23 protein-coding genes are annotated in these 23,695 nt (G+C 64.7%); 19 read left to right on the top strand and 4 right to left on the bottom strand.

What is annotated here, in order from left to right:
• Positions 1-22: 22 nt before the first annotated feature.
• Positions 23-178: a hypothetical protein gene (locus FIU28_RS26305; protein WP_168207209.1), complete on the top strand. Its 156-nt coding sequence runs from the start codon at positions 23-25 to the stop codon at positions 176-178.
• Positions 179-301: 123 nt separating this feature from the next.
• On the opposite strand, the gene FIU28_RS05930 is transcribed toward FIU28_RS26305, so the two are convergent.
• Positions 302-1,237 carry a carotenoid 1,2-hydratase gene (locus FIU28_RS05930; RefSeq protein ID WP_143576062.1) on the bottom strand — a complete coding sequence of 312 codons (936 nt, stop codon included), beginning with the start codon at positions 1,235-1,237 and terminating at the stop codon, positions 302-304.
• Positions 1,162-2,706 (bottom strand): 1-hydroxycarotenoid 3,4-desaturase CrtD, encoded by a 1,545-nt coding sequence (gene crtD, locus FIU28_RS05935; RefSeq protein WP_143572087.1) that lies wholly within the window; start codon positions 2,704-2,706, stop codon positions 1,162-1,164. Before crtD ends, FIU28_RS05930 begins: the two co-directional genes overlap by 76 nt.
• Positions 2,707-2,787: 81 nt before the next feature.
• On the opposite strand from crtD, the gene FIU28_RS05940 reads away from it, so the two are divergent.
• The 16 genes from FIU28_RS05940 (at position 2,788) to FIU28_RS06015 (ending at position 18,209) form a co-directional block, all read left to right on the top strand.
• Positions 2,788-3,654, top strand: coding sequence for a polyprenyl synthetase family protein (locus tag FIU28_RS05940; RefSeq protein ID WP_143572088.1), 867 nt, complete (start codon positions 2,788-2,790; stop codon positions 3,652-3,654).
• Positions 3,655-3,659: 5 nt separating this feature from the next.
• Positions 3,660-4,850 carry a methyltransferase gene (locus FIU28_RS05945; protein WP_143572089.1) on the top strand — a complete coding sequence of 397 codons (1,191 nt, stop codon included), beginning with the start codon at positions 3,660-3,662 and terminating at the stop codon, positions 4,848-4,850.
• A 73-nt stretch (positions 4,851-4,923) separates the two neighbouring features.
• Entirely contained in the window at positions 4,924-5,868 is a 945-nt protein-coding gene (gene bchC, locus FIU28_RS05950) for a chlorophyll synthesis pathway protein BchC (protein WP_143572090.1), read from the top strand.
• On the top strand, positions 5,865-6,860 hold the full coding sequence (locus FIU28_RS05955; RefSeq protein ID WP_143572091.1) for a chlorophyllide a reductase iron protein subunit X: 996 nt from the start codon (positions 5,865-5,867) through the stop codon (positions 6,858-6,860). Before bchC ends, FIU28_RS05955 begins: the two co-directional genes overlap by 4 nt.
• 24 nt (positions 6,861-6,884) lie before the next feature.
• The gene (gene bchY / locus FIU28_RS05960) at positions 6,885-8,489 is read left to right on the top strand and encodes a chlorophyllide a reductase subunit Y (RefSeq protein ID WP_210245621.1); all 1,605 of its coding nucleotides are present in this window, start codon (positions 6,885-6,887) and stop codon (positions 8,487-8,489) included.
• Positions 8,489-9,940: a chlorophyllide a reductase subunit Z gene (bchZ, locus tag FIU28_RS05965; RefSeq protein WP_143572092.1), complete on the top strand. Its 1,452-nt coding sequence runs from the start codon at positions 8,489-8,491 to the stop codon at positions 9,938-9,940. Before bchY ends, bchZ begins: the two co-directional genes overlap by 1 nt.
• Before the next feature lie 57 nt (positions 9,941-9,997).
• Positions 9,998-10,234: a hypothetical protein gene (locus tag FIU28_RS05970; protein WP_143572093.1), complete on the top strand. Its 237-nt coding sequence runs from the start codon at positions 9,998-10,000 to the stop codon at positions 10,232-10,234.
• Positions 10,235-10,348: 114 nt separating this feature from the next.
• Positions 10,349-10,564, top strand: a complete 216-nt coding sequence (pufB, locus tag FIU28_RS05975; protein ID WP_143572094.1) for a light-harvesting antenna LH1, beta subunit — start codon at positions 10,349-10,351, stop codon at positions 10,562-10,564.
• 13 nt (positions 10,565-10,577) lie between these two features.
• Positions 10,578-10,775, top strand: a complete 198-nt coding sequence (gene pufA, locus FIU28_RS05980; protein ID WP_143572095.1) for a light-harvesting antenna LH1, alpha subunit — start codon at positions 10,578-10,580, stop codon at positions 10,773-10,775.
• Positions 10,776-10,914: 139 nt separating this feature from the next.
• Positions 10,915-11,751 carry a photosynthetic reaction center subunit L gene (gene pufL / locus FIU28_RS05985; protein ID WP_143572096.1) on the top strand — a complete coding sequence of 279 codons (837 nt, stop codon included), beginning with the start codon at positions 10,915-10,917 and terminating at the stop codon, positions 11,749-11,751.
• Between the two features lie 35 nt (positions 11,752-11,786).
• Positions 11,787-12,710 carry a photosynthetic reaction center subunit M gene (pufM, locus tag FIU28_RS05990; protein WP_143572097.1) on the top strand — a complete coding sequence of 308 codons (924 nt, stop codon included), beginning with the start codon at positions 11,787-11,789 and terminating at the stop codon, positions 12,708-12,710.
• A gap of 122 nt (positions 12,711-12,832) precedes the next feature.
• Positions 12,833-14,251, top strand: coding sequence for a transcriptional regulator PpsR (ppsR, locus tag FIU28_RS05995; RefSeq protein ID WP_143572098.1), 1,419 nt, complete (start codon positions 12,833-12,835; stop codon positions 14,249-14,251).
• Between the two features lie 111 nt (positions 14,252-14,362).
• Positions 14,363-15,259 (top strand): chlorophyll synthase ChlG, encoded by an 897-nt coding sequence (chlG, locus tag FIU28_RS06000; protein ID WP_143572099.1) that lies wholly within the window; start codon positions 14,363-14,365, stop codon positions 15,257-15,259.
• 125 nt (positions 15,260-15,384) lie between these two features.
• Entirely contained in the window at positions 15,385-16,725 is a 1,341-nt protein-coding gene (locus FIU28_RS06005; RefSeq protein WP_143572100.1) for a BCD family MFS transporter, read from the top strand.
• Positions 16,722-17,933 (top strand): geranylgeranyl diphosphate reductase, encoded by a 1,212-nt coding sequence (locus FIU28_RS06010; RefSeq protein WP_143572101.1) that lies wholly within the window; start codon positions 16,722-16,724, stop codon positions 17,931-17,933. The genes FIU28_RS06005 and FIU28_RS06010 overlap by 4 nt, the downstream gene beginning before the upstream one ends.
• A 9-nt stretch (positions 17,934-17,942) precedes the next feature.
• A complete protein-coding gene (locus tag FIU28_RS06015; RefSeq protein ID WP_143572102.1) occupies positions 17,943-18,209 on the top strand; it encodes a hypothetical protein in 267 nt (88 codons plus the stop codon).
• A gap of 125 nt (positions 18,210-18,334) precedes the next feature.
• Here FIU28_RS06015 and FIU28_RS06020 read toward each other — a convergent pair whose 3' ends face one another.
• A complete protein-coding gene (locus FIU28_RS06020) occupies positions 18,335-18,787 on the bottom strand; it encodes a c-type cytochrome (RefSeq protein WP_143572103.1) in 453 nt (150 codons plus the stop codon).
• A 306-nt stretch (positions 18,788-19,093) separates the two neighbouring features.
• Between FIU28_RS06020 and ppsR (FIU28_RS06025) the strand changes: the two genes are divergently transcribed.
• Together ppsR (FIU28_RS06025) and FIU28_RS06030 are read left to right on the top strand one after the other, a co-directional pair.
• Complete coding sequence (gene ppsR, locus FIU28_RS06025; protein WP_246660884.1) at positions 19,094-20,512, top strand: transcriptional regulator PpsR; 1,419 nt, start codon at positions 19,094-19,096, stop codon at positions 20,510-20,512.
• A 2-nt stretch (positions 20,513-20,514) separates the two neighbouring features.
• A complete protein-coding gene (locus FIU28_RS06030) occupies positions 20,515-22,695 on the top strand; it encodes a GAF domain-containing protein (protein WP_143572104.1) in 2,181 nt (726 codons plus the stop codon).
• A gap of 71 nt (positions 22,696-22,766) precedes the next feature.
• Here FIU28_RS06030 and FIU28_RS06035 read toward each other — a convergent pair whose 3' ends face one another.
• On the bottom strand, positions 22,767-23,645 hold the full coding sequence (locus FIU28_RS06035; protein ID WP_143572105.1) for a cobalamin B12-binding domain-containing protein: 879 nt from the start codon (positions 23,643-23,645) through the stop codon (positions 22,767-22,769).
• Between the last annotated feature and the right edge of the window lie 50 nt (positions 23,646-23,695).

Raw genomic sequence — 23,695 nt, forward strand, 5'->3', positions numbered from 1 at the left:
CGTTGCCGATGGAGCCTCCGGCATGGACAGTTATCTCGGCTTAATCGAATTGATCGCCGTCGTCGCGATGTTCGCCGCGGCGTGGGCCGTGCTCGAATGGCAGGGCCGCCGACTCGACCGCAAGAAAGCGGAGCGCGAAGCTTCCACGACTCGTCCCCGCGACAGCGGGGACCCATAGCCTCCGTCGATCGTAGTTGAAACGGTATCGTCGCGATTGCTGCGTTTCAGCTATAGCTCCAGCGTGTACGGGTCCCGGCGTTCGCCGGGACGACAGTTCAGCGGTTGCGGGTTCGATGATCAGCTATTTCCTCGCCCGCGGCATTCGAAACGGCAGCATCGCTTGCACCAGCGGCATGCGGAAGCGGTCCAGCGACAGGCTTTCATGCATCATCACCACCGGCTCGCCGCGCAATTGTCCGGCGACCGCGGACCGCGCATAGAACGGCGCGTCTTCCAGCGTGCGCAGCAGGCGCGGGTCGCTCTCGCTGCGCAGGCTGCGAGCGACCCGCCATCCGGTCTGTTTCAGCGCCATGCCATCGGGCGGCGTAAAGGGCTGCATCCGGCCGTCATCGCTGAAATGCATCGCCAGATTGGTGTGCGAACCGTCGCGGCGCCGGGCCTCGTAGAGAATTGTCGTGCCGTCCTGCAGCGCGCCGCGCGCCCATTGCCAGTCGCTGAAGCCGCTTTCGAGCGGCGCGTCGCCGTGGTTCATGTCGAAATAGCCGTCGCCCTGCCAGCGCAGTTGCGGCCCTTCCAGCTCCACCTGCACCCGCGCCCGCGGTGCGATCGGCCACCAGACATGGCGGCCGGATGCGTTGAGCTCGAACGCCTGCGCGTTCAGGGCCGACGGCACCACGCGGACGGTGCCGCGCAATCGTCCGGGAAACGGCATGGTGACTTCGTCGAAATGGATGGTCAGCGCTCTGCCATCCCAGTCCAGCCGGCTCGGGCCGATCTGCAGATGATCGGCGGAGCGCGACACGGCGCCGCGCGGGCGCTCGGTCATCGCCCAGCTTTTGCCGCCCGGGCGGTACAGCACGACATTGAGCGCGCAATGGTTCAGCGGATCGGCCGGTCCGCGGCGCCGGGCAAACGCATAATAGGGGGAGAACACGCTGCCGATGAAGGCGATCAGCGTGATGCCGCTCTGGCCATCGTCGCTCAGCGCGTCGACATACCACCACGCATAGCCGTTGCGCGGGACGGCGCGCGCGAAGTCAGGTCCGCGAGCAGGCAGGCCGCCGCCGCGCGGCCCGACAACGCCGCCATCGGCACACCCGGCCCCGGATGGACGCTGCCCCCCGCCAAATACAATCCCGGCAGTTTCGTCCGCACCCCCGGCCGCTGGAACGAGGCCGTCCAGCCGTGCGAGCTGCGGCCGTACAAGGCGCCGCCCGTCGCCGGAAACAGCTTGTTGAAGTCCGTCGGCGTCGTGATCTGGCTTTGCTGCGGGGAGCCCGAGATCGTCAGCCCGCAGCGTTCGAGAACGCCGAATGTCGCTTGCGCACATCGCTCTACCTCCATTGAACTATAAGTATGCCGGTCGCCATTCGCCGGGGCGTTGACCAGCACCAGCAGCCGCTCCTCGCCGCCGACAGCCGCGCTGTCGTCGTTACGGTCCTGCGCGCAGACGTAGACGGTCGGCTCGTCCGGCAGCGCATCGTGCTTGAAAATGGCGTCGAACTCGGCCGGATAGTCGCGCGAGAAAAACACGTTGTGGCGCGACAGCGCGAAGCCCGATGTCCTGGCCACCAGGCTCCAGGTGATCGCCGACAGCGAGCGGGCGCGCGGCGGGATCGCTGGTGCGGAACGGCCGGCCGGCTGGCCGAACAGGCCTCCCGCCACGGCCGACACATCCGCGTTGATGATTACCGCATCGGCGTCGATGCGCTCGCCGGAGCGCAGGACAACGCCGGTTGCGCGCCCGTTCGCGACCAGTACCTCGCAGACCTCGCTGTCATAGCGGACACGCGCGCCAAGCGATGTGGCCGCGCCGGCCAGCGCCTGCGCCAGCGCGTGCATGCCGCCCTCAACGCTCCAGACGCCGTCGCGCTCGACATGGGCGATCAGCATCAGGGTGGCCGGCGCCAGATAGGGCGACGAGCCGCAATAGGTCGCATAGCGTCCGAATAACTGGCGCAGCCGGGGATCGTGGAAGTATTGCGCGAGTGCTGCGGCCATCGATGAAAACGGTTTGATCTCCGGCAGTTCGAACAGCCCGCGAAACCCGTTGGCGCCGAGCAGCGCGGCCATGCTGGGCCGCCCGGCACGCAGGAACGGCGTTTCGAGGATGTCATAGATCCGTTTGGTATCGCGGCAAAAACTACGATAGCGCGCGGCTTCGGCGGCTCCCGCAAAGGCACCGATCGCGGCTACCGAACGTTCTTCGTCGGCGAACAGATCGAGCTCCGATCGCTCGTCCCAGGCGTGACGGGCCAGGATCGACAGCGCTTGCAGTGAGATATAGTCGGCAAAGTTTAGTCCGGCCTGCGCGAACAGTTCTTCGAACACCCAGCGCATGGTGAACACCGTCGGCCCGCTGTCGATGCCGCCAAGTTGCCGGATCTTGCCGCCGGGCGCCTGGTCGCGTTCCAGCAAAGTGACTTCGACGCCGGTTGCGGCGAGGGGGATGGCGGAGCTCAGCCCCGCCATCCCCGCCCCGACGATCACCACGCGATGGTGCGACATGCCCGGTAACACTTTCATGGACGAACGACGTGTAAATATATATTGACAGTTCGATGTGTCATGTCAATGTGACGTATATCACCGCCACGGGAGACTGTCATGGACGTCGCCAGCCGGATCGAACAAGCCCTCAACACCGCGATTGCCAGAAGCGAGGTGGCCGAATGCCCGCCGCGGCTGGCGGCGGCCATGCGCTATGCGGTGTTTCCCAAGGGCGCGCGGATCCGGCCCCGGCTATGCCACAGCGTGGCGGCCGCCTGCGGCGAAGACAATGCCGCGGCGACCGATGCCGCAGGCGCCGCACTGGAGCTGCTGCATTGCGCCTCGCTGGTGCATGACGACCTGCCATGTTTCGACGCGGCCGATACCAGGCGCGGGCGGCCCTCGGTGCACAAGGCGTTTGGCGAGCCGCTCGCCGTGCTGGCCGGCGACGCGCTGATCGTGCTGGCGTTCCAGACGCTGGCTCGGATTCCCTGCGCGCCGGAGCGGCTGGCGACGCTCACCCTCACCATCGCCAATTCGGTCGGCGTGCCCTCGGGCATCGTGGCCGGACAGGCATGGGAGTGCGAATCGCAGATCGATCTGGCGCATTATCACCGCGCCAAGACCGGCGCGCTGTTTGCCGCCGCCTCCGTGGCGGGCGCCGCCGCGGCGGGCGTGGATGCGGAGCCGTGGCGTATGCTCGGTGAAAAGCTCGGCGAGGCCTATCAGGTCGCCGACGACATTCGCGACGCCGCTGCCGACGAGGACGAGATCGGCAAGCCGGTCGGGCAGGACCTCGTGCACGGGCGGCCGAGCGCCGTGCTGTCCTACGGACTCGATGGCGCCGTGCAGCATTTGCATCAACTGGTGCGCGATGCGATCGGCGCGATGCCGCCCTGCGTCAACGGCGCGGAATTGCGCGCGCTGATGCTGTCGGAAGTGCGCCGCCTGGTGCCGGCCAAGCTCGCGCAATTCGCGGCTTAAAGGTCATGGCCGACGTCGCGCAGCGCGTGACGACGGTGCGGCATGTCCCGCCTCTGTCGTGGCGCGACCGGATGCTGTCGTGGCGCGATGGCGTGCTATCGAATGCGCGATTTCAGCACTTTGCGGGCTCCTTCGCACTGACGCGGCCGATTGCGCGGCAGCGCGCCTCGGTGCTGTTCGATCTGTGCGCCGGCTTCGTCTATTCGCAGGTCCTGCAAGCTTGTGTGCAACTCGGCCTGTTCGAGACGCTGGCGCGCGGGCCGCTCGGTGCCGATGAACTGGCGACGCGGCTGTCGTTGCCGCCGTCGTCGATGCGGCTGCTGCTCGACGCCGCGGTGTCGCTGCGGCTATTGCAGACGCGCAGCGGCGGTCGCTACGGGCTTGGTCCGCTCGGCGCTGCCCTGCTCGGCAATCCCGGTGTCGTCGCGATGATCCGGCATCACGCGATGCTCTATGACGATCTCAAGGACCCTCTCGCTCTGTTGCGTCACGAGTCCGGGGCAGGGCAGCTCGCCCGCTACTGGCCCTATGCCGGCACAAAGGCGCCAGCCGACCTCACCGGCGCGGACGTGTCGCCCTATACGGCGCTGATGGCGCAGTCGCAGCCGATGATCTCGGCGCAGGTGCTGGCCGCCTTCTCGTTTGCCGGGCATCGCTGCCTGCTCGACGTCGGCGGCGGCAATGGCGCGTTCCTGTCCGCGGTCGCGGCAAAATATCCGGAGCTGCGCTGTGTGCTGTTCGATCTTCCCGCGGTGGCCGCGCAGGCAAGCCAGCGCTTTCAACGCGAGGGGCTGGCGGCGCGGGCCCGCGCGGTCGGCGGCAGCTTTCTCGGCGATTCCCTGCCGCAGGGCGCCGATATCATATCCCTGGTGCGAATCCTGCACGACCACGACGACGATCACGTCATGACGTTGTTGCGCGCCGTGCACGATGCATTGCCGGCAGGCGGCATGTTGCTGATCGCCGAGCCGCTTTCCGGCACGCGCGGCGGCGAGGCGATCGCCGACGCTTATTTTGCCTTTTATCTGCTGGCGATGGGGTCCGGCCGGCCGCGCTCGTTCGAGCGGCTGCAGGCGATGCTGTCCCAGGCCGGTTTTGCCGACATCGCGTTGAAGCCGGCCGGCATGCCCATGCTCACTTGCGTGATCACCGCGCGAAAAATGTCGAGTGTCGTTGACACAAGTCATGTTAATTAGACTTGACACTCTGAAGCGTCAGCGTAACCTGACAGTTAAGGTACGACGGGTGCCTTAAGATCGGGAGCTAGCGATGGACACCATCGCCGTCGTTTTGAAACAGCCGGAGCAGATCGCGCTCGAACCGCTGGTTTTGACGGCTCCGGTCGCGGGCGACGTCGTTGTCGATGTCGATTTCAGCGGCGTTTCCACCGGCACCGAGCGTCTGTTGTGGTCCGGCAAAATGCCGGCGTTTCCGGGCATGGGTTATCCGCTGGTCCCGGGCTACGAATCGGTCGGCCGCGTGGTCGAGACCGCAGGCCAAACCGGTCTGCGCGTCGGCGATCCCGTTTTCGTGCCGGGCGCGAAATGTTTTGGCGAGGTGCGCGGCCTGTTCGGGGCGTCGGCCTCACGACTGGTGGTGCCGGCGGCGCGCATATTGCCGGTCGATGCGCAACTCGGCGAGCGCGGCATCCTGCTGGCGCTGGCGGCCACCGCCTATCACGCGCTGGCCGTGCCGGGCGCAACGCTCCCGCAATGCATCGTCGGCCATGGCGTGCTCGGCCGGTTGCTGGCGCGGATCGCGGTGGCGCTGGACCGCGCCGCGCCGCCGGTGGTGTGGGAGAAGAACCCCGTGCGAATGAGCGGCGCGATCGGCTACGAGGTGGTCGATCCCACCAATGATCCGCGCCGCGACTACCAGAACATTTATGATGTCTCGGGCGACGCCGGCCTGCTCGATACGCTGATCGGGCGTCTCGCGCCAACAGGCGAAATCGTGCTCGCGGGCTTTTATCACGAGCCGCTGACATTCGCTTTCGCCCAAGCCTTCATGCGGGAGGCGCGGATTCGTATCGCGGCACAGTGGCAGCCCGACGATCTCGCCGCCACCCGCGCGCTGATCGATTCCGGGCGCCTGTCGCTCGATGGCCTGATTACGCATCGCCATGACGCGATGGATGCGCCGACAGCCTATCGCACGGCGTTTGAAGACGCCGCCTGCCTCAAGATGGTCCTGAACTGGAGAGTGTCCTCATGAATGCCATCCCGCAGATCGACATGAAGGATGCGCTGCGCGCCGAAGCCGCGATCGAGCCCGATGCGCCGGTGACAAGTGCGGTCACCAAGGAGACGCAGATCATCGCGATCTATGGCAAGGGCGGCATCGGCAAGTCGTTCACGCTGGCCAATCTCAGCTACATGATGGCGCAGCAGGGCAAGAAGGTGCTGCTGATCGGCTGCGATCCGAAGAGCGACACCACGTCCTTGCTGTTCGGCGGTCGTGCCTGCCCGACCATCATCGAGACCTCGTCGAGGAAGAAGCTGGCCGGCGAGGAGGTCAAGATCGGCGACGTCTGCTTCAAGCGCGACGGCGTATTCGCGATGGAGCTCGGCGGCCCCGAAGTCGGCCGCGGCTGCGGCGGGCGCGGCATCATTCACGGCTTCGAGCTGCTGGAAAAGCTTGGCTTCCATGAATGGGGTTTTGACTACGTGCTGCTCGACTTCCTGGGCGACGTGGTGTGCGGCGGCTTCGGCCTGCCGATCGCGCGCGACATGTGCCAGAAAGTCATCGTGGTCGGCTCCAACGACCTGCAGTCGCTGTATGTCGCCAACAATGTCTGTTCGGCGGTTGAATATTTCCGCAAGCTCGGCGGCAATGTCGGCGTCGCCGGCATGGTGATCAACAAGGACGACGGCACCGGCGAGGCCGAGGCTTTCGCCAAGTCGGTCGGCATCCCCGTGCTGGCCGCCATCCCGGCCGACGACGACATCCGCAAGAAGAGCGCGAATTATGAGATCATCGGGCTGCCCGGTGGCGAATGGGCGTCGCTGTTCGAGACGCTGGCGACCAATGTCGGGCTGGCGCCGCCGGTGCGGCCGACGCCGCTCAGCCAGGACGGGCTGCTCGGCCTGTTCGCCAGCGAGGTCACCGGCCGCAACGTCGTGCTCGATCCCGCCACGATGGAGGACATGTGCGGCCAATCGGTGATCGACAAACCGTCGCTCGAAATCGTCTACGACGCCGCGTGAGATGAGCATGATCGGATCAGCATCATGAACGCCATCCTGCCAAGCTACAGCGGAACGATCGCCGACTCCGTCGCGCATGATGCGGTCGAGGTGGAGCTCGCCGTGGATGACGCGCCGGCGCCCGCTGGCGTCAATGCCGCGGCCACCCGGGCCGATGGCCTGGGCTGCCACGCCGGGGCCGGCGAAATGAAAGCTGCCGCGGCTGCCGCCGGCAAGAGCGAAATCCTCGATCGCTACGCCGCGGATTATCCGAAGGGCCCGCACGACCAGCCGCAGAGCATGTGCCCGGCCTTCGGGTCGCTGCGTGTGGGCTTGCGGATGCGGCGCACCGCGACGATCCTGTCGGGGTCTGCCTGCTGCGTTTACGGCCTGACCTTCACCTCGCATTTCTACGGCGCACGCCGCTCGGTCGGCTACGTGCCGTTCAATTCCGAAACGCTGGTCACCGGCAAATTGTTCGAGGACATTCGCGAGGCGGTGTTCAAGCTCGCCGATCCCGCTTTGTACGACACCATCATCATCACCAATCTTTGCGTGCCCACCGCGTCGGGCGTGCCGCTCGATTTGCTGCCGGACGAGATCAACGGCGTGCGCATCATCGGAATCGACGTGCCCGGCTTTGGCGTGCCGACCCATGCCGAGGCCAAGGACGTGCTGGCTGCGGCGATGCTCGAATATGCCCGCAAGGAAGCCGAGCAGGGCCCCGTCGCCGCGCCGCGCGGCGGCCGCAGTGAACGGCCGACGGTGACATTGATCGGCGAGATGTTTCCCGCCGATCCCGTCGGCATCGGCATGATGCTGGAGCCGCTCGGTCTGGCTGCCGGGCCGGTTGTGCCGACACGGGAATGGCGCGAACTTTATGCCGCGCTGGATTGCGCGGTGGTTGCCGCCATCCATCCGTTCTACACGGCAAGCTTCCGCCAGTTCGAACTCGCCGGCCGCCAGATCGTCGGCTCCGCGCCGGTCGGCCATGACGGCACCGAGGCCTGGCTCGAAGCCATCGGCTCCGCCTGCAACGTGCCGCGCGACAAGATCGATGCGGCCAAAAACAAATTCCTGCCGGCCATCAAGGCCGCGCTGGCGACCAAGCCGATCAAGGCGCGTATCACGGTGTCGGGCTATGAGGGCTCCGAGCTCTTGGTGGCGCGGCTGCTGATCGAATCCGGCGCCACCGTGCCTTACGTCGGCACGGCCTGCCCGCGCACCCCGTGGTCGGAACCGGACCGGCAATGGCTGGAAGCGAAGGGCACACGCGTGCAATACCGCGCCTCGCTGGAAATGGACCTCGCCGCGGTCGGCGAGTTCAGGCCGGACCTTGCGATCGGCACCACGCCGATCGTGCAGAAGGCCAAGCAGCTCGCGATCCCGGCTCTGTATTTCACCAATCTGATCTCGGCGCGGCCGCTGTTCGGTGTCGCCGGCGCCGGATCGCTGGCGCAGGTCGTCAATGCCGCGCTCGCCAACCAGAGCCGGTTCGACGAGATGCGCGATTTCTTTGGCGACACCGGTGAGGGCGACAAAGCCGGCATCTGGGAAGACACCCCGAAGCCAAACGCCGCCTTCAAGGAGAAGTATCGCAAGCAGATCGACGCTCAGGCGAAGAAGCGCAAGGCAGAGGAGATGATCTGATGCTGGTGCTGGATCACGATCGGGCAGGTGGCTACTGGGGCGCGGTCTATGCCTTCACCGCGGTGAAGGGGCTGCAGGTCATCATCGACGGCCCGGTCGGCTGCGAAAACCTGCCGGTCACCTCGGTGCTGCATTACACCGACGCGCTGCCGCCGCACGAGCTGCCGATCGTGGTGACGGGTCTCGGCGAGGAAGAACTCGGCCAGACCGGCACCGAGGGCGCCATGAAGCGCGCCCACAAGACGCTCGATCCCTATCTACCGGCGGTGGTGGTGACCGGCTCGATCGCCGAGATGATCGGCGGCGGCGTCACGCCCGAGGGCACCAACATCAAGCGCTTCCTGCCGCGCACCATCGACGAGGACCAGTGGCAGAGCGCCGACCGCGCCATCGTCTGGCTGTGGAAGGAATACGGCCCGAAAAAAATCCCGGAACGCAAGCCGCTGTCGCCCGACGTGAAGCCGCGGGTCAATATCATCGGCCCGATCTACGGCACCTTCAACATGCCCAGCGATCTCGCCGAGATCCGTCGCCTGATCGAGGGCATTGGCGCCGAGGTCAACATGGTGTTCCCGCTCGGCAGCCACCTGGCGGATATCCCGAAGCTGGTGAATGCCGACGTCAATGTCTGCATGTACCGCGAATTCGGCCGGATGCTCTGCGAGGCGCTGGAGCGGCCCTATCTGCAGGCGCCGATCGGGTTGCACTCGACGACGAAGTTTTTGCGCAAGCTTGGCGAACTCACCGGCCTCGATCCCGAACCGTTCATCAGCCGCGAGAAGCACACCACGATCAAGCCATTGTGGGACCTGTGGCGCTCGGTGACGCAGGACTTCTTCGGCACCGCGAGTTTTGCCATCGTGGCCAACGAGACCTATGCCCGCGGCGTGCGCAATTTCCTCGAGACCGAGATGGGGCTGCCGTGCACCTTCTCGTTCTCGCGCAAGGCAGGCGTCAAGCCGGACAATGACGCGGTGCGTGACGCGGTCCGCACAAAGCCGCCGCTGATCCTGTTCGGCAGCTACAATGAGCGCATGTATCTCGCCGAAGCCGGCGGTCGCGCGATCTACATTCCGGCGTCGTTCCCAGGTGCTGTGATCCGCCGCCATCTCGGCACGCCGTTCATGGGTTATTCCGGTGCAACCTATCTGGTGCAGGAGGTCTGCAACGCGCTGTTCGATGCGCTGTTCGGCATCCTGCCGCTCGGCAGCGACCTCGACCGCGTCGAGCCGACGCCGGCGCGGTTGCACGAGGAGATCTTGTGGAGCGATGAGGCAAAGGCGCTGCTCGACGAGGTGCTTGAGGCGCATCCGGTCTTGGTGCGGATTTCCGCAGCCAAGCGGTTGCGCGATGCAGCCGAGAGCGGCGCGCGCCGCGCCGGCGAGAAACTGGTGACGACCGATTTTGTAGCGCATGCCCGGACGGCCCTGAAAGACGGCCAGCCGGTGTGACAATTGTGAGTGAGCTGAACGCGCCACCTGTGGCGCAATTGCCAGGGAGAGACATCGATGTCCGACTATGTGCACAGCGACCGGCGATCGAGAGGGATCGCCACCTGGACGATGGAATCACGTGCGATGTTTGCCGCCTGTTATTTGCTGTTCCTGGTCCGCGCCGTCGTCCATCGCGCGATGCCGTGGCGCCGTCCTTCCGGTTTCGGCGCCGCCGGGCGCCGCGAGTCGATTTTCATCGAGGCTTCGAGTGCGGCGAGCGTGCTGGTCACGTCGTCGTTCATGGGGATGTAATTCGAATTCGTCCGGCTTGCCGGGCGGAGTTGCCGTGTTCTCAAGACCCGGCATTCGCTGTCGCCCTGCTCGGGCGGCGAACGGCCGCAAGGCCATTGTTAGGAGGCTTACAAAATGAGTGACGGTTCCATCTCGGGACTATCCGAAGCCGAAGCCAAGGAATTCCATTCGATTTTCATGACGAGCTTCTTGCTCTTCGTGGCAGTCGCAGTGGTGGCTCACATCCTTGCGTGGATGTGGCGTCCGTGGCTGCCCGGTCCCGGCGGGTACAAGACGGCGTTGGATAGCGTCCAGCACTTCGCCAGCGTTTCCATGTCCTATCTGACCTGAGGGAGATTCAAACATGTGGCGAGTTTGGCTTTTATTCGACCCGCGTCGTGCACTGGTGCTGTTGTTCACGTTCCTGTTCGGACTGGCGATCGTGATCCACTTCATCCTGCTCAGCACCGATCGATTCAACTGGCTCGAAGGCCCGCGCAAGGGACCGGCGAAGACGTCGGAGATTTCTCTGCCCTACACACCACCGGCCACGCCGTCGTGACGGCATGACAACCTGCATCCCGGAGCGGACGGCATGGCCCGAGCAGACCGCATCGCCCGCTCCGGATGCGACAGAACCAGACACGAACCAGACAACGCGCATTCGGTGAACATGACGTTCGCAGGCGGAGGATTGATCGATGGCCATGCTCAGCTTTGAAAAGAAATACCGTGTTCGCGGCGGCACGCTGATCGGCGGTGACCTGTTCGATTTTTGGGCCGGTCCTTTCTACGTCGGCCTGTTCGGCGTCTCCACCGTGTTCTTCACGCTGGTCGGCACCGCCCTCATCATGTGGGCCGCCGCGTTAGGGCCGACCTGGAACATCTGGCAAATCACGGTCAATCCACCGGACGCCTCCTACGGCCTGTCTTTCGCGCCATTGCAGGAGGGCGGTATCTGGCAGATTGTTACGATCTGCGCGCTCGGCGCATTCGGCTCGTGGGCTTTGCGTGAGGTCGAGATCTGCCGCAAGCTCGGCATTGGCTATCATGTACCGATCGCCTTCGGCTTCGCCATCTTTGCTTACTTCACGCTGGTGGTGATCCGCCCCGTGTTGATGGGCTCGTGGAGCTACGGCTTCCCCTACGGCATCATGACGCATCTCGATTGGGTGTCGAACACCGGCTACCAGTACGGCAATTTCCACTACAATCCAGCGCATATGATCGCCATCACCTTCTTCTTCACCACGTGCCTGGCGCTGGCGCTGCATGGCGGCCTGATCCTCTCCACGGCCAATCCGCCGAAAGGCGAGACCGTGAAAACGACCGAGCATGAGAATACCATGTTTCGCGACCTGATCGGCTACTCCGTCGGCCCGCTCGGCATCCACCGGGTCGGCTTGTTCATCGCGCTCTCCGCCGTGTTCTTCAGCGCGGTCTGCATCGTGATCTCGGGACCGCTGTGGGCCGAAGGCCAGGCCTGGTCGGAATGGTGGAACTGGTGGCGTAACCTGCCGATCTGGTCGGCGAACTAACAACGGTCAACGAATTTTTTCAAGAAAGCATCGTCATGGCCCAGTACCAAAACTTCTTTACGCAGCTGCAAGCGCGCAGTGATTTCTATCCGGGCATTCCGATCAAGACGGGCTCCTGGACTCGAGGCAGCTCGAGCAACTTCAATTATTGGCTCGGCAAGATCGGCGACGCCCAGATAGGGCCGGTCTATCTCGGCTTCACGGGCATCGCCTCGATCATCTGCGGCTTTGTTGCCTTCGAGATCATCGGACTCAACATGCTGGCCTCGGTCAACTGGAACCCGATCGAATTCGTCCGGCAGCTGCCCTGGCTGTCGCTCGATCCGCCGAAGCCGGAATACGGCATCACCATCCCGCCAATGCAGGAAGGCGGCTGGTGGCTGTTAGCCGGATTCTCGCTCACCACCTCGATCATCCTGTGGTGGATTCGCACCTATCGCCGCGCCCGGGCGCTCAACATGGGCACGCATGTGGCGTGGGCCTTCGCTGCGGCAATCTGGCTGTACCTGGTGCTCGGGTTCATTCGTCCGCTCTTGATGGGAAGTTTCAGCGAGGCGGTTCCGTTCGGCATCTTCCCGCATCTCGACTGGACCAACAACTTTTCGATCACCCATGGCAACCTGTTCTACAATCCCTTCCACATGCTCTCGATCGTGTTCCTGTATGGTTCGGCGCTGCTGTTTGCGATGCACGGTGCCACCATTCTGGCGGTCGGTGCCTATGGCGGCGATCGCGAGGTCGAGCAGATAGTCGACCGCGGTACGGCGCTGGAGCGTGCGGCGCTGTTCTGGCGCTGGACCATGGGCTTCAACGCCACCGCGGAATCGATCCATCGCTGGGCCTGGTGGTTTGCGGTGCTGTGCCCGCTGACCGGCGGAATCGGCATCCTGCTGTCGGGCACGGTGGTCGACAACTGGTTCGACTGGGGTGTCAAGCACGGGCTGGCGCCGCCGCGTTGACAGAGCCTCTCTATCCCACCCACCAAGCCGCACGCTTCAACAGAGCTTGAACGACGAGCGCCGTAAAGGACCAAGCGGAGTGGAGGAACACCTTTTGTCGGAGGATGTGGGTCCTGTCACAGATGTTCAAAACCCCGAACGAGTCGCTCGGCGACCTCGGCGCACAATCGGCCGCCAGCCTGATCGCGGCGGCGACCGATGTGGCGCTGGTGATCGATACGCAAGGCGTGATCCGCGACGTGGCGTTCAACAAGGACGAGTTGTCGCTGGAGCTCGATGGTCATGGCCGCTGGCGCGGTTCGAAGCTGGTGAGCACGGTCACGGCCGATGCGCGGGCCAAGGCCGAGGAACTGCTACGCGACGCGGTGGCAAAAAAATCCGCGATCTGGCGCCAGGTCAATCACCCGGCGCCGGGCGGCAGCGATATCCCCGTGCTGTACTCGGCGGTGAATATCGGCCGCGACGATCGCTTCGTCATCGTCGGGCGCGATCTGCGGCAGCTTGCCACCATGCAGCGCCGACTGATCAGCGCCCAGCAGTCGATCGAGCGCGACTACATCCGGTTACGCGACGCCGAGACGCGCTACCGGCTGCTGTTTCAGGTGTCGTCGGAAGCCGTCGTCATGGTTGACGCGCAGAGCCAGCTCATCGTCGAAGCCAATCCGGCAGCGCTGGCGTTGCTCGACGAAGCGGCGCCGAAGCTGACCAAGTCGGACTTCGTCAGCCCGTTCGCTGCATCGGATCGCCCCGCGATCCTGAATTTCTTGTCCGATGTCCGGGCCACCGGCCGTGACAGCACGCTCGAGGTTCAACTGGCCAAGTCGCCGCGCCGCTGTGAACTGTCGGCCTCGCTGTTTCGCCAGGAGGGTACCTCGCTGTTTCTGGTGCGGGTGGCGTCGCATCAGGCGATGGCCGGCAGTGGCGCGGCACTGAAGGCGACTGCGCTGCTGCTGCGCTACTTCGAGGCGGCGCCCGATGCGCTGGCGATCACCGAAAATGACGGCAGGCTGCTGAAGGTCAACACCGCGTTCCTCGACATGGCCCAGCTCGGCCATGAGGAGCAGATCCGGGGTGAGAATCTTGACCGCTGGCTGGGGCGCGCCGGCATCGATTTCGGCATCGTGCTGGCCAATCTCAGGCAGAGCGGCGCGGTGAAGATGTTTGCGACGGTGCTGCGCGGCGCGTATGGCGCTGTAGCGGAGGTTGAGATTTCCGCGGTCGCGGTGTCCGGCGGTGCCGAACGGTCGGTGTTCGGCTTTGCCATCCGCAACGTTGAGAAGCGGTTGTCCGCGGCGGTGGCGGGCGAACTGCCGCGCTCGATGGCGCAGCTCACGGAGATGGTCGGCCGGGTGCCGCTCCGAGACCTGGTGCGCGAGACCACGGATGTGATCGAAAGACTATCGATCGAGGCGGCGCTCGAACTGACCGGGGACAATCGCGCCTCGGCGGCCGAGATGCTCGGGCTCAGCCGGCAGAGCCTCTACGTCAAGCTGCGACGGTTCGGTCTGGAGCACGCGGCGGAGGATGAAGATGACAAGTGAGCGCGATAGGCGTGCGGGTGTCGTCATGGCCGTGCGGCCTGGCCGATTGCGGTTACAGGCGGCGCGAGCCACGGCGCGTCGCGGCTGGCAAGGCAAACCGAGGTGGGACCAATGACCGCGACAACCGGCACCGTGATCCAGCGTCCCGCGCTCTCGGTGGTGCTTGAGCTGTTGAAGCCGATCACCTGGTTTCCGCCGATGTGGGCGTTCGGCTGCGGCGTCGTTTCATCGGGTGTCGCGCTCGGATCGCGCTGGCCGCTGCTTGTCGCCGGCGTGCTGCTGGCCGGCCCGATGGTGTGCGGCACCAGCCAGGCGGTCAACGACTGGTACGATCGCCACGTCGATGCCATCAACGAACCCAACCGGCCAATTCCGTCGGGCCGTATTCCGGGCCGCTGGGGGCTCTATATCGCGATTGCCTGGACGCTGCTGTCGTTGGCGCTCGCGGTCACGCTGGGGATCTGGGGATTTGTCGCTGCCGTTGTCGGCCTCGCGCTGGCCTGGGCCTACAGCGCGCCGCCGCTCCGGCTCAAGCAGAACGGCTGGTGGGGCAATGCGGCCTGCGGCCTGTGCTACGAAGGCCTGCCGTGGTTCACCGGGGCCGCGGTGATGACCGCCTCGGCGCCGGACGCCCGTATTATTATCATGGCCTTGCTGTACAGCATCGGCGCCCACGGCATCATGACGTTGAACGACTTCAAGTCGGTCGAGGGCGACCGCCGCATGGGCATCGACTCGCTGCCAGTGCTGCTCGGCGTCGATCGCGCGGCGCGGTTGGCCTGCTGGGTGATGGCCGTGCCGCAGCTGGCGGTGGTGGCGTTGCTGCTGACATGGGAGCGACCAATTCACGCAGCCGCGGTCGCGGCCTTGCTGGTCGCACAGATCTTCCTGATGATGCATCTTTGCAAGCGTCCGCGCGAACGCGCGCCGTGGTACAACGGAACGGGTATCACCGCCTATGTCGCGGGCATGCTGATATCATCCTTCGCGTTGGCCTCGCTGCCGTGATCTGAAATGCCAAATGTTGCGCGTGAGATCGCGTGGAGTTGAATCGAAGACTTCGAACTACCGGCTTCGAATTGAAGATCTGGATATGAAGAAGACCTGGATATGAAGAAGACCTGGATAAGAACATGACGACTTTGTCCTGGCTGGGGATCGTGCGCTTGGGGCTGGTGCAGACCGGGCTCGGCGCGGTGGTGGTGCTGACCACTTCGACGTTGAACCGCGTGATGGTGGTCGAACTGGCGCTGCCGGCGATCCTGCCGGGCGCGCTGGTGGCGATCCATTATGCGCTGCAGGCGTTCCGCCCGGCCTGGGGCCATGGCTCTGACATCGGCGGTCGGCGTACGCCGTGGATCGTGGGCGGCATGACCGTTCTGTCGGCCGGCGGGTTTCTCGCTGCCATCGCCACGGCGACGATGACGAGCCATGTGGCCCTCGGCATCGCGCTGGCCGTCGCCGCCTTCTGCCTGATCGGCGCTGGCGTGGGCGCGGCCGGCACCTCGCTGCTGGTGCTGCTCGCCAAGCGCACCAACGACGCCCGCCGTGCCGCCGCGGCCACTATCGTCTGGGTGATGATGATCGCGGGCTTCATCGTCACCACCGCCTGCGCCGGCCATCTGCTCGATCCGTTTTCGCCGTCGCGCCTCGTCATGATCTCCGGTTGCGTGTCGCTCGCCGCCATGGTCCTGACCGTGATCGGCGTATGGGGCGCCGAGCCGAGCGGCGCGACCGTCGCTGCGCCGCCGGCGCAGAATCGTTCTGCCTCGTTCCGCACGGCGTTGCTGCAGGTCTGGCGCGAGCAACAGGCGCGGCGCTTTGCGCTGTTCGTGTTCGTCTCGATGCTGGCCTACAGCGCGCAGGACCTGATCCTCGAACCCTTCGCCGGCGTGGTGTTCGGCTTCTCGCCGGGGGCGACGACCAAACTCTCCGGCATCCAGCACGCCGGCACGCTGCTCGGCATGGCCATGGTGCCGCTCATCGGCGCGCTGTATCCGCGCTCGCGCGGAAATTTGCAGAACTGGACCATTGCCGGTTGCGCCGCCTCCGCGCTGGCGCTTGCGGCGCTTGCCGCGGCGTCGATGGTCGGGCCGTCCTGGCCGCTGCGCGAGACAGTGTTTCTGCTCGGCCTGACCAATGGCGTTTACGCGGTGGCGGCGATCGGTTCGATGATGGCGCTGGTCAGCAGGCAGGGCGAGAAGCGCGAGGGCGTTCGCATGGGGCTGTGGGGCGCGGCGCAGGCGTTTGCGTTCGGCATCGGCGGTTTTCTCGGCACGCTGGCCTCCGACGCTGCGCATGCCGTGCTGAAAGCGCCGGCGGTAGCCTATGCGAGCGTGTTTGCCGTCGAGGCCGGGCTGTTCGTGGTCGCGGCCGGCATGGCGATCTGGGTGCACCGCGCCGGTGCCAGCCAATATGCCGATCATGCAGTGTTCGATGACGCCAAAGCGGCGATAGCGGGAGGGGCAAGATGACCCAGGATGCCGAACTATTCGATGTCGTCGTGGTGGGTGGCGGGCCATCCGGGGCCACTGCGGCGCATGATCTGGCGCAGCTTGGCCGCAACGTTCTGCTGCTTGACCGTGCCGGTCGCATCAAGCCGTGCGGCGGCGCCATTCCGCCGCGGCTGATCCGCGACTTCGATATTCCCGATCACCTGCTGGTCGCCCGGATCAATTGCGCGCGAATGGTGTCGCCCTCCGATCAGCAGGTCGATATGCCGATCGACGGCGGCTTCGTCGGCATGGTGGACCGCGCGGAGTTCGACGAGTGGCTGCGCTGCCGCGCGGCTGAAGCCGGCGCCCGGCGCCGCACCGGCCTGTTCAAGCGCTTCGACCGTGACGACCGCGGCACCACGATCGTCACCTATGAAGAGCGCGCGGCCGACGGCGAGATGGTCGAACGTTTCGTGCGTACCCGCGCGCTGATCGGCGCCGATGGCGCGCTATCGGCGGTCGCCAAGCAGTGCCTGCCCGGCGCGGACCGGCTGCCTTATGTATTCGCCTATCACGAGATCGTCCGCGCGCCAGCAGCGCAAAGTTTCGACGGCGCGCGCTGCGACGTCTACTATCGCGGCACGGTGTCGCCGGATTTCTACGGCTGGGTGTTTCCGCATGGCGACACCGTGAGCGTGGGGACCGGTTCGGCGCACAAGGGCTTTTCGCTGCGCGGCTCGGTCGCCGAGTTGCGCCAGGCGTCAGGGCTCGGCGAGGTCGATACGATCCGCCGCGAGGGCGCGCCGATCCCGCTGCGTCCACTGCCGCGGTGGGACGACGGCCACAGCGTGCTGCTGGCCGGCGATGCCGCCGGCGTCGTGGCGCCAGCGTCGGGGGAGGGCATCTACTACGCGATGATCGGCGGCCGACTGGCCGCGCAATCGATCGATATGTTTCTGGAAACCGGAAACGCCCGCGCGCTGCGCACCGCGCGAAAGCGCTTCATGAAGATGCACGGCATGGTGTTTCGCATTCTCGGCATCATGCAGTGGTACTGGTATTCCAACGATCGCCGCCGCGAGCGCTTCGTCAGCATCTGCCGCGACCGCGACGTGCAGAAGCTGACCTGGGACGCCTATATGAACAAGGAGCTGGTGCGGGCCAAGCCGATCGCGCATGTCCGGATCTTCTTCAAGAATCTCGGCCATATGGCGGGGCTTGCCTGGGCGCGCCTGCATCCGTCGTGATCGCGCGGCATGGCTGAACTATTTGCCAACGGTCATCTGGTCGATGGAATCTTGCTGCTGGTCGGATGCGAGCTCATTGCCCTGATCGCGCTGTGGCGATGGAAGCGACGCGGTGTCGCGACCGCTGACCTGATCCCGAACGTTCTGGCTGGCGCATTTCTGCTGCTCACCTTGCGGCTGGCGCTAGCCGGTTTCGGGTGGATGGCGTGCAGCGCATTGTTGGCCGCCGCCGGTATCGCGCATCTGGCCGATCTCTATCGCCGATGGCACGCCTAGCCGTATCCCTGGCCGCATCGTGATCCCGGGCCAGTCGTCCGACAACACCCGTCACCAAAAAAGGATGGTGTCGCGCCCGGGGGAGCGCGACACCATCATGCGGGCAAAAATGACGCGGGGAGACGTCACTTCTTTTCAGAGAATTTGTCGATATAGGCGATCACGTCCTTGCGCTGCTGCTCGTCGGCGAGCTTGAACGCCATCTTGGTCGATCCGGTCGCCAGTTCAGGCTTGCCCTTGTCGGTGAGAAACTTTTTCATGAAGGCGTTGGGATCGGGCAAATAAGCCATGATCAACTCGTTGGTCCAAACCAGCCCATTTTCGCCGGCGGCTTTGTTGATCGCCGAATAGGCAAAGCCGGGAGCGGTGCCGGATTGTCGGCCGATGATACCGGTCAGAACCGGCCCGACCAGATTTTTCGCATCCGGCCCGATGCGGTGACAGGTCATACACTGCTTGAAAACCTGCTCGCCCTTGGCGGCATCCTGCGCCGATGCGGATCCCCCGACCGAAAGCAGAACGGCGACCACTGCAGCGACTTGAAGACGTTGACTTCGACTTCCCACGATTCTCTCCATGATTTTCATTCCTGCCGGCGCGGCATTGTGTTAAGATACGTTGACACGCAAAAAGGTCAAATCTCGTTGTCGATGAAATGTTCCTGGAAATGCCTGTAAAAGGTGTCATAGTATGGCATCGGCTGCCGGAGATTGCTGGTATGCAGTGGTATTCCGGTTAGGATCTCTCAGAGAATTGACTTGGAACAATGATTTGCCGCATTGCTCTCTAGGTTGTCGCCAAAGCGATGACTATGTGTCATGTAACGTTGGCATAAATTGTGCTTCGAAATGTGACAATCAGGCTTGGCCGGGTGGTCAAACACGATGAATATGATCGGCAAGCGAATGGTGCCTACTCCTTCCATGCAGCCTGACCTCACCCTTCTTCTCGATATGGAGGGGGTGATACGCGAAGCGACGCTCTCCACCGCCATGGCCGGCGAGAGCGTCGAGGCCTGGCTGGGGAGGCCCTGGATCGAGATCGCCGGCGGGCAAGGCGGCGACAAGGTCCGGCGCATGGTGGACGATGCGCGCGTCAGCGGCATCAGCGCATTTCGCCAGATCAACCAGCTTTTTCCGAGCGGCGCCGAAATTCCGATGGAGTTCACCACCGTCCTGCTCGGCGGTCGCGCCGGGATGCTGGCGGTTGGCAAAAATTTGAAAGCCGTCGCCGAACTGCAGACGCGCCTCATTGCGGCGCAGCAGACCATGGAGCGCGACTACTGGAAACTGCGCGAGATCGAAACGCGCTATCGCCTGGTGTTCGATGCCTCCGACGAGGCCGTCGTGATGGTATCCGCGGCCAATATGCGGATCGTCGAAGCCAACCGCTCCGCCGTGGAGGCATTGAACTCGTCGCGCCGCCGCAATGAGGATCTCGCCGGCCGCGAGTTGCTGCATGAAGTCGCCGCAAGTGATCGCGAGGCCGTCCGCGATATGCTGACGCGCGTGCGTGAGCGCGGCAAGGCGCTCAGCATTCTGGTGCATCTGGGCGCCGATGCGAAACCGTGGATGCTCAGGGGATCGCTGATCACTGCGGAGCCCGGCCATGTCTTCCTGCTGCAATTCACCCCGGCCACCCGGCCGCCGGAGCGCAGCAACGGCGCGGTCTCCAACATCGAGGGGCTGGTCGATTCTCTCCCGGACGGGTTCATCGCGCTCGACGCCGCCGGGGTCATCACGCACGCCAACCAGGCGTTCCTCGATCTGGTGCAGGTCGGCGCCAAGGGCTCCGTCGTCGGCGAAAGCCTCGGGCGCTGGCTGTGGCAGCCGGGCGCCGATCTGAACGCCCTGCTGTCGAATATCGACATGCATGGCACCGTCCGCATGTTCACCACCAGCATCCGCGGCGAACTTGGTACCGATACGGATGTCGAAATATCTGCGGCGGCCGTCGATCAAGGCGAGAGCCTTTCGTCAGTCCCGCCGGAGGACCGACGCATCGGCGTGTTGCTGCGCAACGTGTCGCGCCGGTTGCCAGCTCCCGGGGAGGGCGACATGCTGCGGACGGCGCTGGGTTCGCTGACCGAGCAGATCGGCAAATCGTCGCTGCGCAAGCTGGTGAAGAACACGGTAAGCATCGTCGAGCAGCACTACGTCAAGCAGGCGCTGGAGCTAGCAAAAGGCAACCGTACTGCAACAGCCGAAATACTGGGGTTGAGCCGGCAGAGTCTTTATGCAAAGCTCAACCGGTATGGCCTCGAAGACAGAGGGCCAGGCACAGAGGAAACCACCGGGGACTAGTTTTGGCGTCGCATTCCCTCGCTACCCCAGCGTTTGGAAAAGCCGACCTATCGAATTGCGAGCGTGAAGAAATTCACCTTGCGGGATCGATACAGCCGCATGGCGCGTTGCTGGTGGTCAGCGAGCCCGATTACCGCATCATACAGTGTAGTTCCAATGCCGCCGAGTTCCTGAAGCTCGGCGAGGTGCTCGGACTTTCGCTTTCCGATATAGATGGCGATCTGCTGGTCCGCCTACTGCCGCATCTTGATGCCGTGTCGCAAGGCACGCCGGTTGCGGTGCGCTGCCGGATCGGAAGCCCGGCCGCCGCGTTTGATGGATTGCTGCATCGACCGCCGGAGGGCGGCCTGATCATCGAGCTGGAGCGCGCCGGTCCCTCCGTCGATTTCACCGCAAACGTCGCCAGCGCGCTGGACAAGGTCCGCTCGACAACCTCGCTGCGTGCGCTGTGCGACGAGGCCGCTACGCTGTTTCAGGATCGCACCGGCTATGACCGGGTGATGGTCTATCGCTTCGACGACGAGGGCCACGGCGAGGTTTTTTCGGAACGCCGCAGGCCAGAGTTGGAAGCCTTTCTCGGCAATCGCTATCCGTCGTCGGACATTCCGCACATGGCGCGGCGACTCTATGAGCAAACGCGTGTCCGCGTGCTGGTCGATGTCAATTACGAGCCGGTGCCGTTGCAGCCGCGGCTGTCGCCGCTCAGCGGTTGCGATCTCGACATGTCGTCGTGCTTCCTGCGCAGCATGTCACCGATCCATCTGCAGTATCTCAAGAACATGGGCGTCGGCGCGACGCTGGTCGTGTCGCTGATGGTGGCCGGCCGGCTGTGGGGGCTGGTCGCCTGCCATCATTACGAGCCGCGCTTCATCCATTTCGAACTCCGGGCAGTGTGCGAACTGCTGGCCGAGGCCATTGCGACGCGGATCGCTGCGCTGGAGAGCTTTGCGCAGAGCCAGTCCGAATTGTTCGTGCAGCGACTCGAACAGCGCATGATCGAGGCGATGTCGCGCGATGGCGACTGGCGCAGCGCGATTTACGACAGTTCGCAATCGATCCTTCAGCCACTCGGCGCCACCGGCAGCGCACTGATCTACGAAGGCCAGGTCATTGTCGCTGGCGAGGTGCCGGGCACCCAGGAAATCCGCGCTATCGGAGCCTGGATCGACGCGCAAACGCGCGCGCCTGTTATCGCGACCGCGGCCCTTGGCCTCGACGTCCCGGCTTTTGCCGGACTGACCAAAGTGGCAAGCGGCATTGTCGCCGCGGCGTTCTCGGACAATCCCGGCGAATATTTGATCTGGTTTCGCCCGGAGCGGATCCGCACGGTGACATGGGGTGGCGATCCCGAAAAACCGTTCATTATCGGCAGCGACCCGCGCGACCTCTCGCCGCGGCGATCTTTCGCGCAATGGCACCAGCAGGTCGAAGGCACGTCCGATCCGTGGACGCCGGCGGATATCGCCTCGGCGCGGCTGATCGGGCAGACGGTGGCCGACATCGTGCTGCAGTTTCGTGCGGTGCGAACGCTGATTGCGCAGGACCAGCTCGAGCAGTTCAGCAGCCACGTCCGGATTTCAGAACAGCCGGTGATCATCGCCGATACTGCAGGCCGGATCCTGCTGGCGAACAAGGCCTTCAGGATGCTGGTGCCGGACCGCGACGGCGGGTTCGACGTGCTGCAGGATCTCGCCGATCTGTTCGAGAACGCCGACCAGTTCTCGTGGAATCTCGGCGAACTCATTCACCATAGCCGGCCGTGGCGCGGCGAGTTGTTGTTGCGCAACCAGGGCAATCGCGAGCAGCCGCTTTCGCTGCGGGCCGATCCGGTGCAGCCCTCGCGCGACCGGGTGCTCGGTTTCGTGCTGATCTTCTCCGATATCACCGATCGCAAGACGGCTGAGGCGGCGCGCAGCCGGTTTCAGGAGGGCATCATCCAGAGTCACCGCACCCTTTCGGTGCGGCTCGATTCGAAGGCCGACCTCGTCTACCAGAATCTGCTGGCCTCGGTGGTGGAGAACGCCCAGCTCGCTGCGCTGGAGATCACCTACGGCGTCGAGGCCGGTCGGATCGCCGAGATGCTGGAGAGCGTGCGCAGCTCGACGCTGCGGACCGCAGCGGTTCTGGAGCAGCTGATCTGGCACGCTTCGCGCACGGCGGGGAGCGAGAATCCGCGCAGCTAACGCCGGCGCCGCCTGTCCAGGCATGCCGGCCTGCCGCCCGGATGGCAGGTCAGCTCCCGCATCGATGCTTGTCAGCCGCGCGGTGTCAATCGCAGGATCAGCTCATGCGCCTGATGCGGCGCCGTAGCAGCGTCGATCGACATCATGTCCGCGCCCATCGATTGCACGAGGTCGGGCTGAATCATGACCATCGGTCCGCCCAGTATGATGCCGATCTTTCGGTTGCGGGCGTCACGCCGGATGGCGCTGATGTCCTGGCGGAGCTCGTCGAGGCGACGATCGCTGCTGACGGAAAATCCGACCACGTCGAACCAATGACTTTGCACCAGAGATATCAATTCCTGATGCGATGAAAACGGCCCGGTGCACAGATTCCAGCCCTCGCGGCGGAAAAACTCGGCGACCATCGACAGGCCGAAGCTGTGCTGTTCGCCGGGAATGATGGTCAACAATATGGACTGGCCGCTGCCGGCAGCATGGCCCTCGTTGAAAAAGGCATCGCCGAGCCGCCGCATGATCCGGTGCAGCCGGCCGACGCCGAGGGTCACCGTGACGAAATCCTCCGCGTCGGATTCCCAGAGCGTGCCGAGATGCCGCGCGGTGGGGGCCAGCAATTCCAGCAATACCGATTCGACGCTGGCGCCGCCGGCCAGCAATTTCTCGACGTGAGCGGATGCGGCCTCGTCATCGAGGCTGACGATCAGGCGGGCGAACGCCTCGACCGCATCAGGCTCGGTTGTATCCACGGCGACCGGTCCGGCCACGGCGGGAAGCGAGCGAAACGCCAGTACGATCCTGGGGATGATGTGGGTGCGCAGTGTTTCGACCACGCCCCCCGATGCAGGACGCAGGCGCGACATCGGATTTGCCAGTCGCTCTCTGACGCGGCGGGAGGGGCGTCCGGTATCGGTCGAACCGGTTGAAGCGGACTGCTCGTTGACGTCGGACATGTTCATACACCCCCCGGCACAATTTAACCCAATACCCCGATAAAGCGTCA

Source organism: Tardiphaga sp. vice154 (assembly GCF_007018645.1).
Taxonomy (GTDB): domain Bacteria; phylum Pseudomonadota; class Alphaproteobacteria; order Rhizobiales; family Xanthobacteraceae; genus Tardiphaga.

Bases quoted from the DNA above. Each gene is read 5' to 3' on its own strand.
- FIU28_RS26305 (WP_168207209.1), top strand. From the start codon at position 23: ATGGACAGTTATCTCGGCTTAATCGAATTGATCGCCGTCGTCGCGATG.
- crtD (WP_143572087.1), bottom strand. From the start codon at position 2,706: ATGAAAGTGTTACCGGGCATGTCGCACCATCGCGTGGTGATCGTCGGG.
- FIU28_RS05940 (WP_143572088.1), top strand. From the start codon at position 2,788: ATGGACGTCGCCAGCCGGATCGAACAAGCCCTCAACACCGCGATTGCC.
- FIU28_RS05945 (WP_143572089.1), top strand. From the start codon at position 3,660: ATGGCCGACGTCGCGCAGCGCGTGACGACGGTGCGGCATGTCCCGCCT.
- bchC (WP_143572090.1), top strand. From the start codon at position 4,924: ATGGACACCATCGCCGTCGTTTTGAAACAGCCGGAGCAGATCGCGCTC.
- FIU28_RS05955 (WP_143572091.1), top strand. From the start codon at position 5,865: ATGAATGCCATCCCGCAGATCGACATGAAGGATGCGCTGCGCGCCGAA.
- bchY (WP_210245621.1), top strand. From the start codon at position 6,885: ATGAACGCCATCCTGCCAAGCTACAGCGGAACGATCGCCGACTCCGTC.
- bchZ (WP_143572092.1), top strand. From the start codon at position 8,489: ATGCTGGTGCTGGATCACGATCGGGCAGGTGGCTACTGGGGCGCGGTC.
- FIU28_RS05970 (WP_143572093.1), top strand. From the start codon at position 9,998: ATGTCCGACTATGTGCACAGCGACCGGCGATCGAGAGGGATCGCCACC.
- pufB (WP_143572094.1), top strand. From the start codon at position 10,349: ATGAGTGACGGTTCCATCTCGGGACTATCCGAAGCCGAAGCCAAGGAA.
- pufA (WP_143572095.1), top strand. From the start codon at position 10,578: ATGTGGCGAGTTTGGCTTTTATTCGACCCGCGTCGTGCACTGGTGCTG.
- pufL (WP_143572096.1), top strand. From the start codon at position 10,915: ATGGCCATGCTCAGCTTTGAAAAGAAATACCGTGTTCGCGGCGGCACG.
- pufM (WP_143572097.1), top strand. From the start codon at position 11,787: ATGGCCCAGTACCAAAACTTCTTTACGCAGCTGCAAGCGCGCAGTGAT.
- ppsR (WP_143572098.1), top strand. From the start codon at position 12,833: ATGTTCAAAACCCCGAACGAGTCGCTCGGCGACCTCGGCGCACAATCG.
- chlG (WP_143572099.1), top strand. From the start codon at position 14,363: ATGACCGCGACAACCGGCACCGTGATCCAGCGTCCCGCGCTCTCGGTG.
- FIU28_RS06005 (WP_143572100.1), top strand. From the start codon at position 15,385: ATGACGACTTTGTCCTGGCTGGGGATCGTGCGCTTGGGGCTGGTGCAG.
- FIU28_RS06010 (WP_143572101.1), top strand. From the start codon at position 16,722: ATGACCCAGGATGCCGAACTATTCGATGTCGTCGTGGTGGGTGGCGGG.
- FIU28_RS06015 (WP_143572102.1), top strand. From the start codon at position 17,943: ATGGCTGAACTATTTGCCAACGGTCATCTGGTCGATGGAATCTTGCTG.
- FIU28_RS06020 (WP_143572103.1), bottom strand. From the start codon at position 18,787: ATGGAGAGAATCGTGGGAAGTCGAAGTCAACGTCTTCAAGTCGCTGCA.
- ppsR (WP_246660884.1), top strand. From the start codon at position 19,094: ATGAATATGATCGGCAAGCGAATGGTGCCTACTCCTTCCATGCAGCCT.
- FIU28_RS06035 (WP_143572105.1), bottom strand. From the start codon at position 23,645: ATGTCCGACGTCAACGAGCAGTCCGCTTCAACCGGTTCGACCGATACC.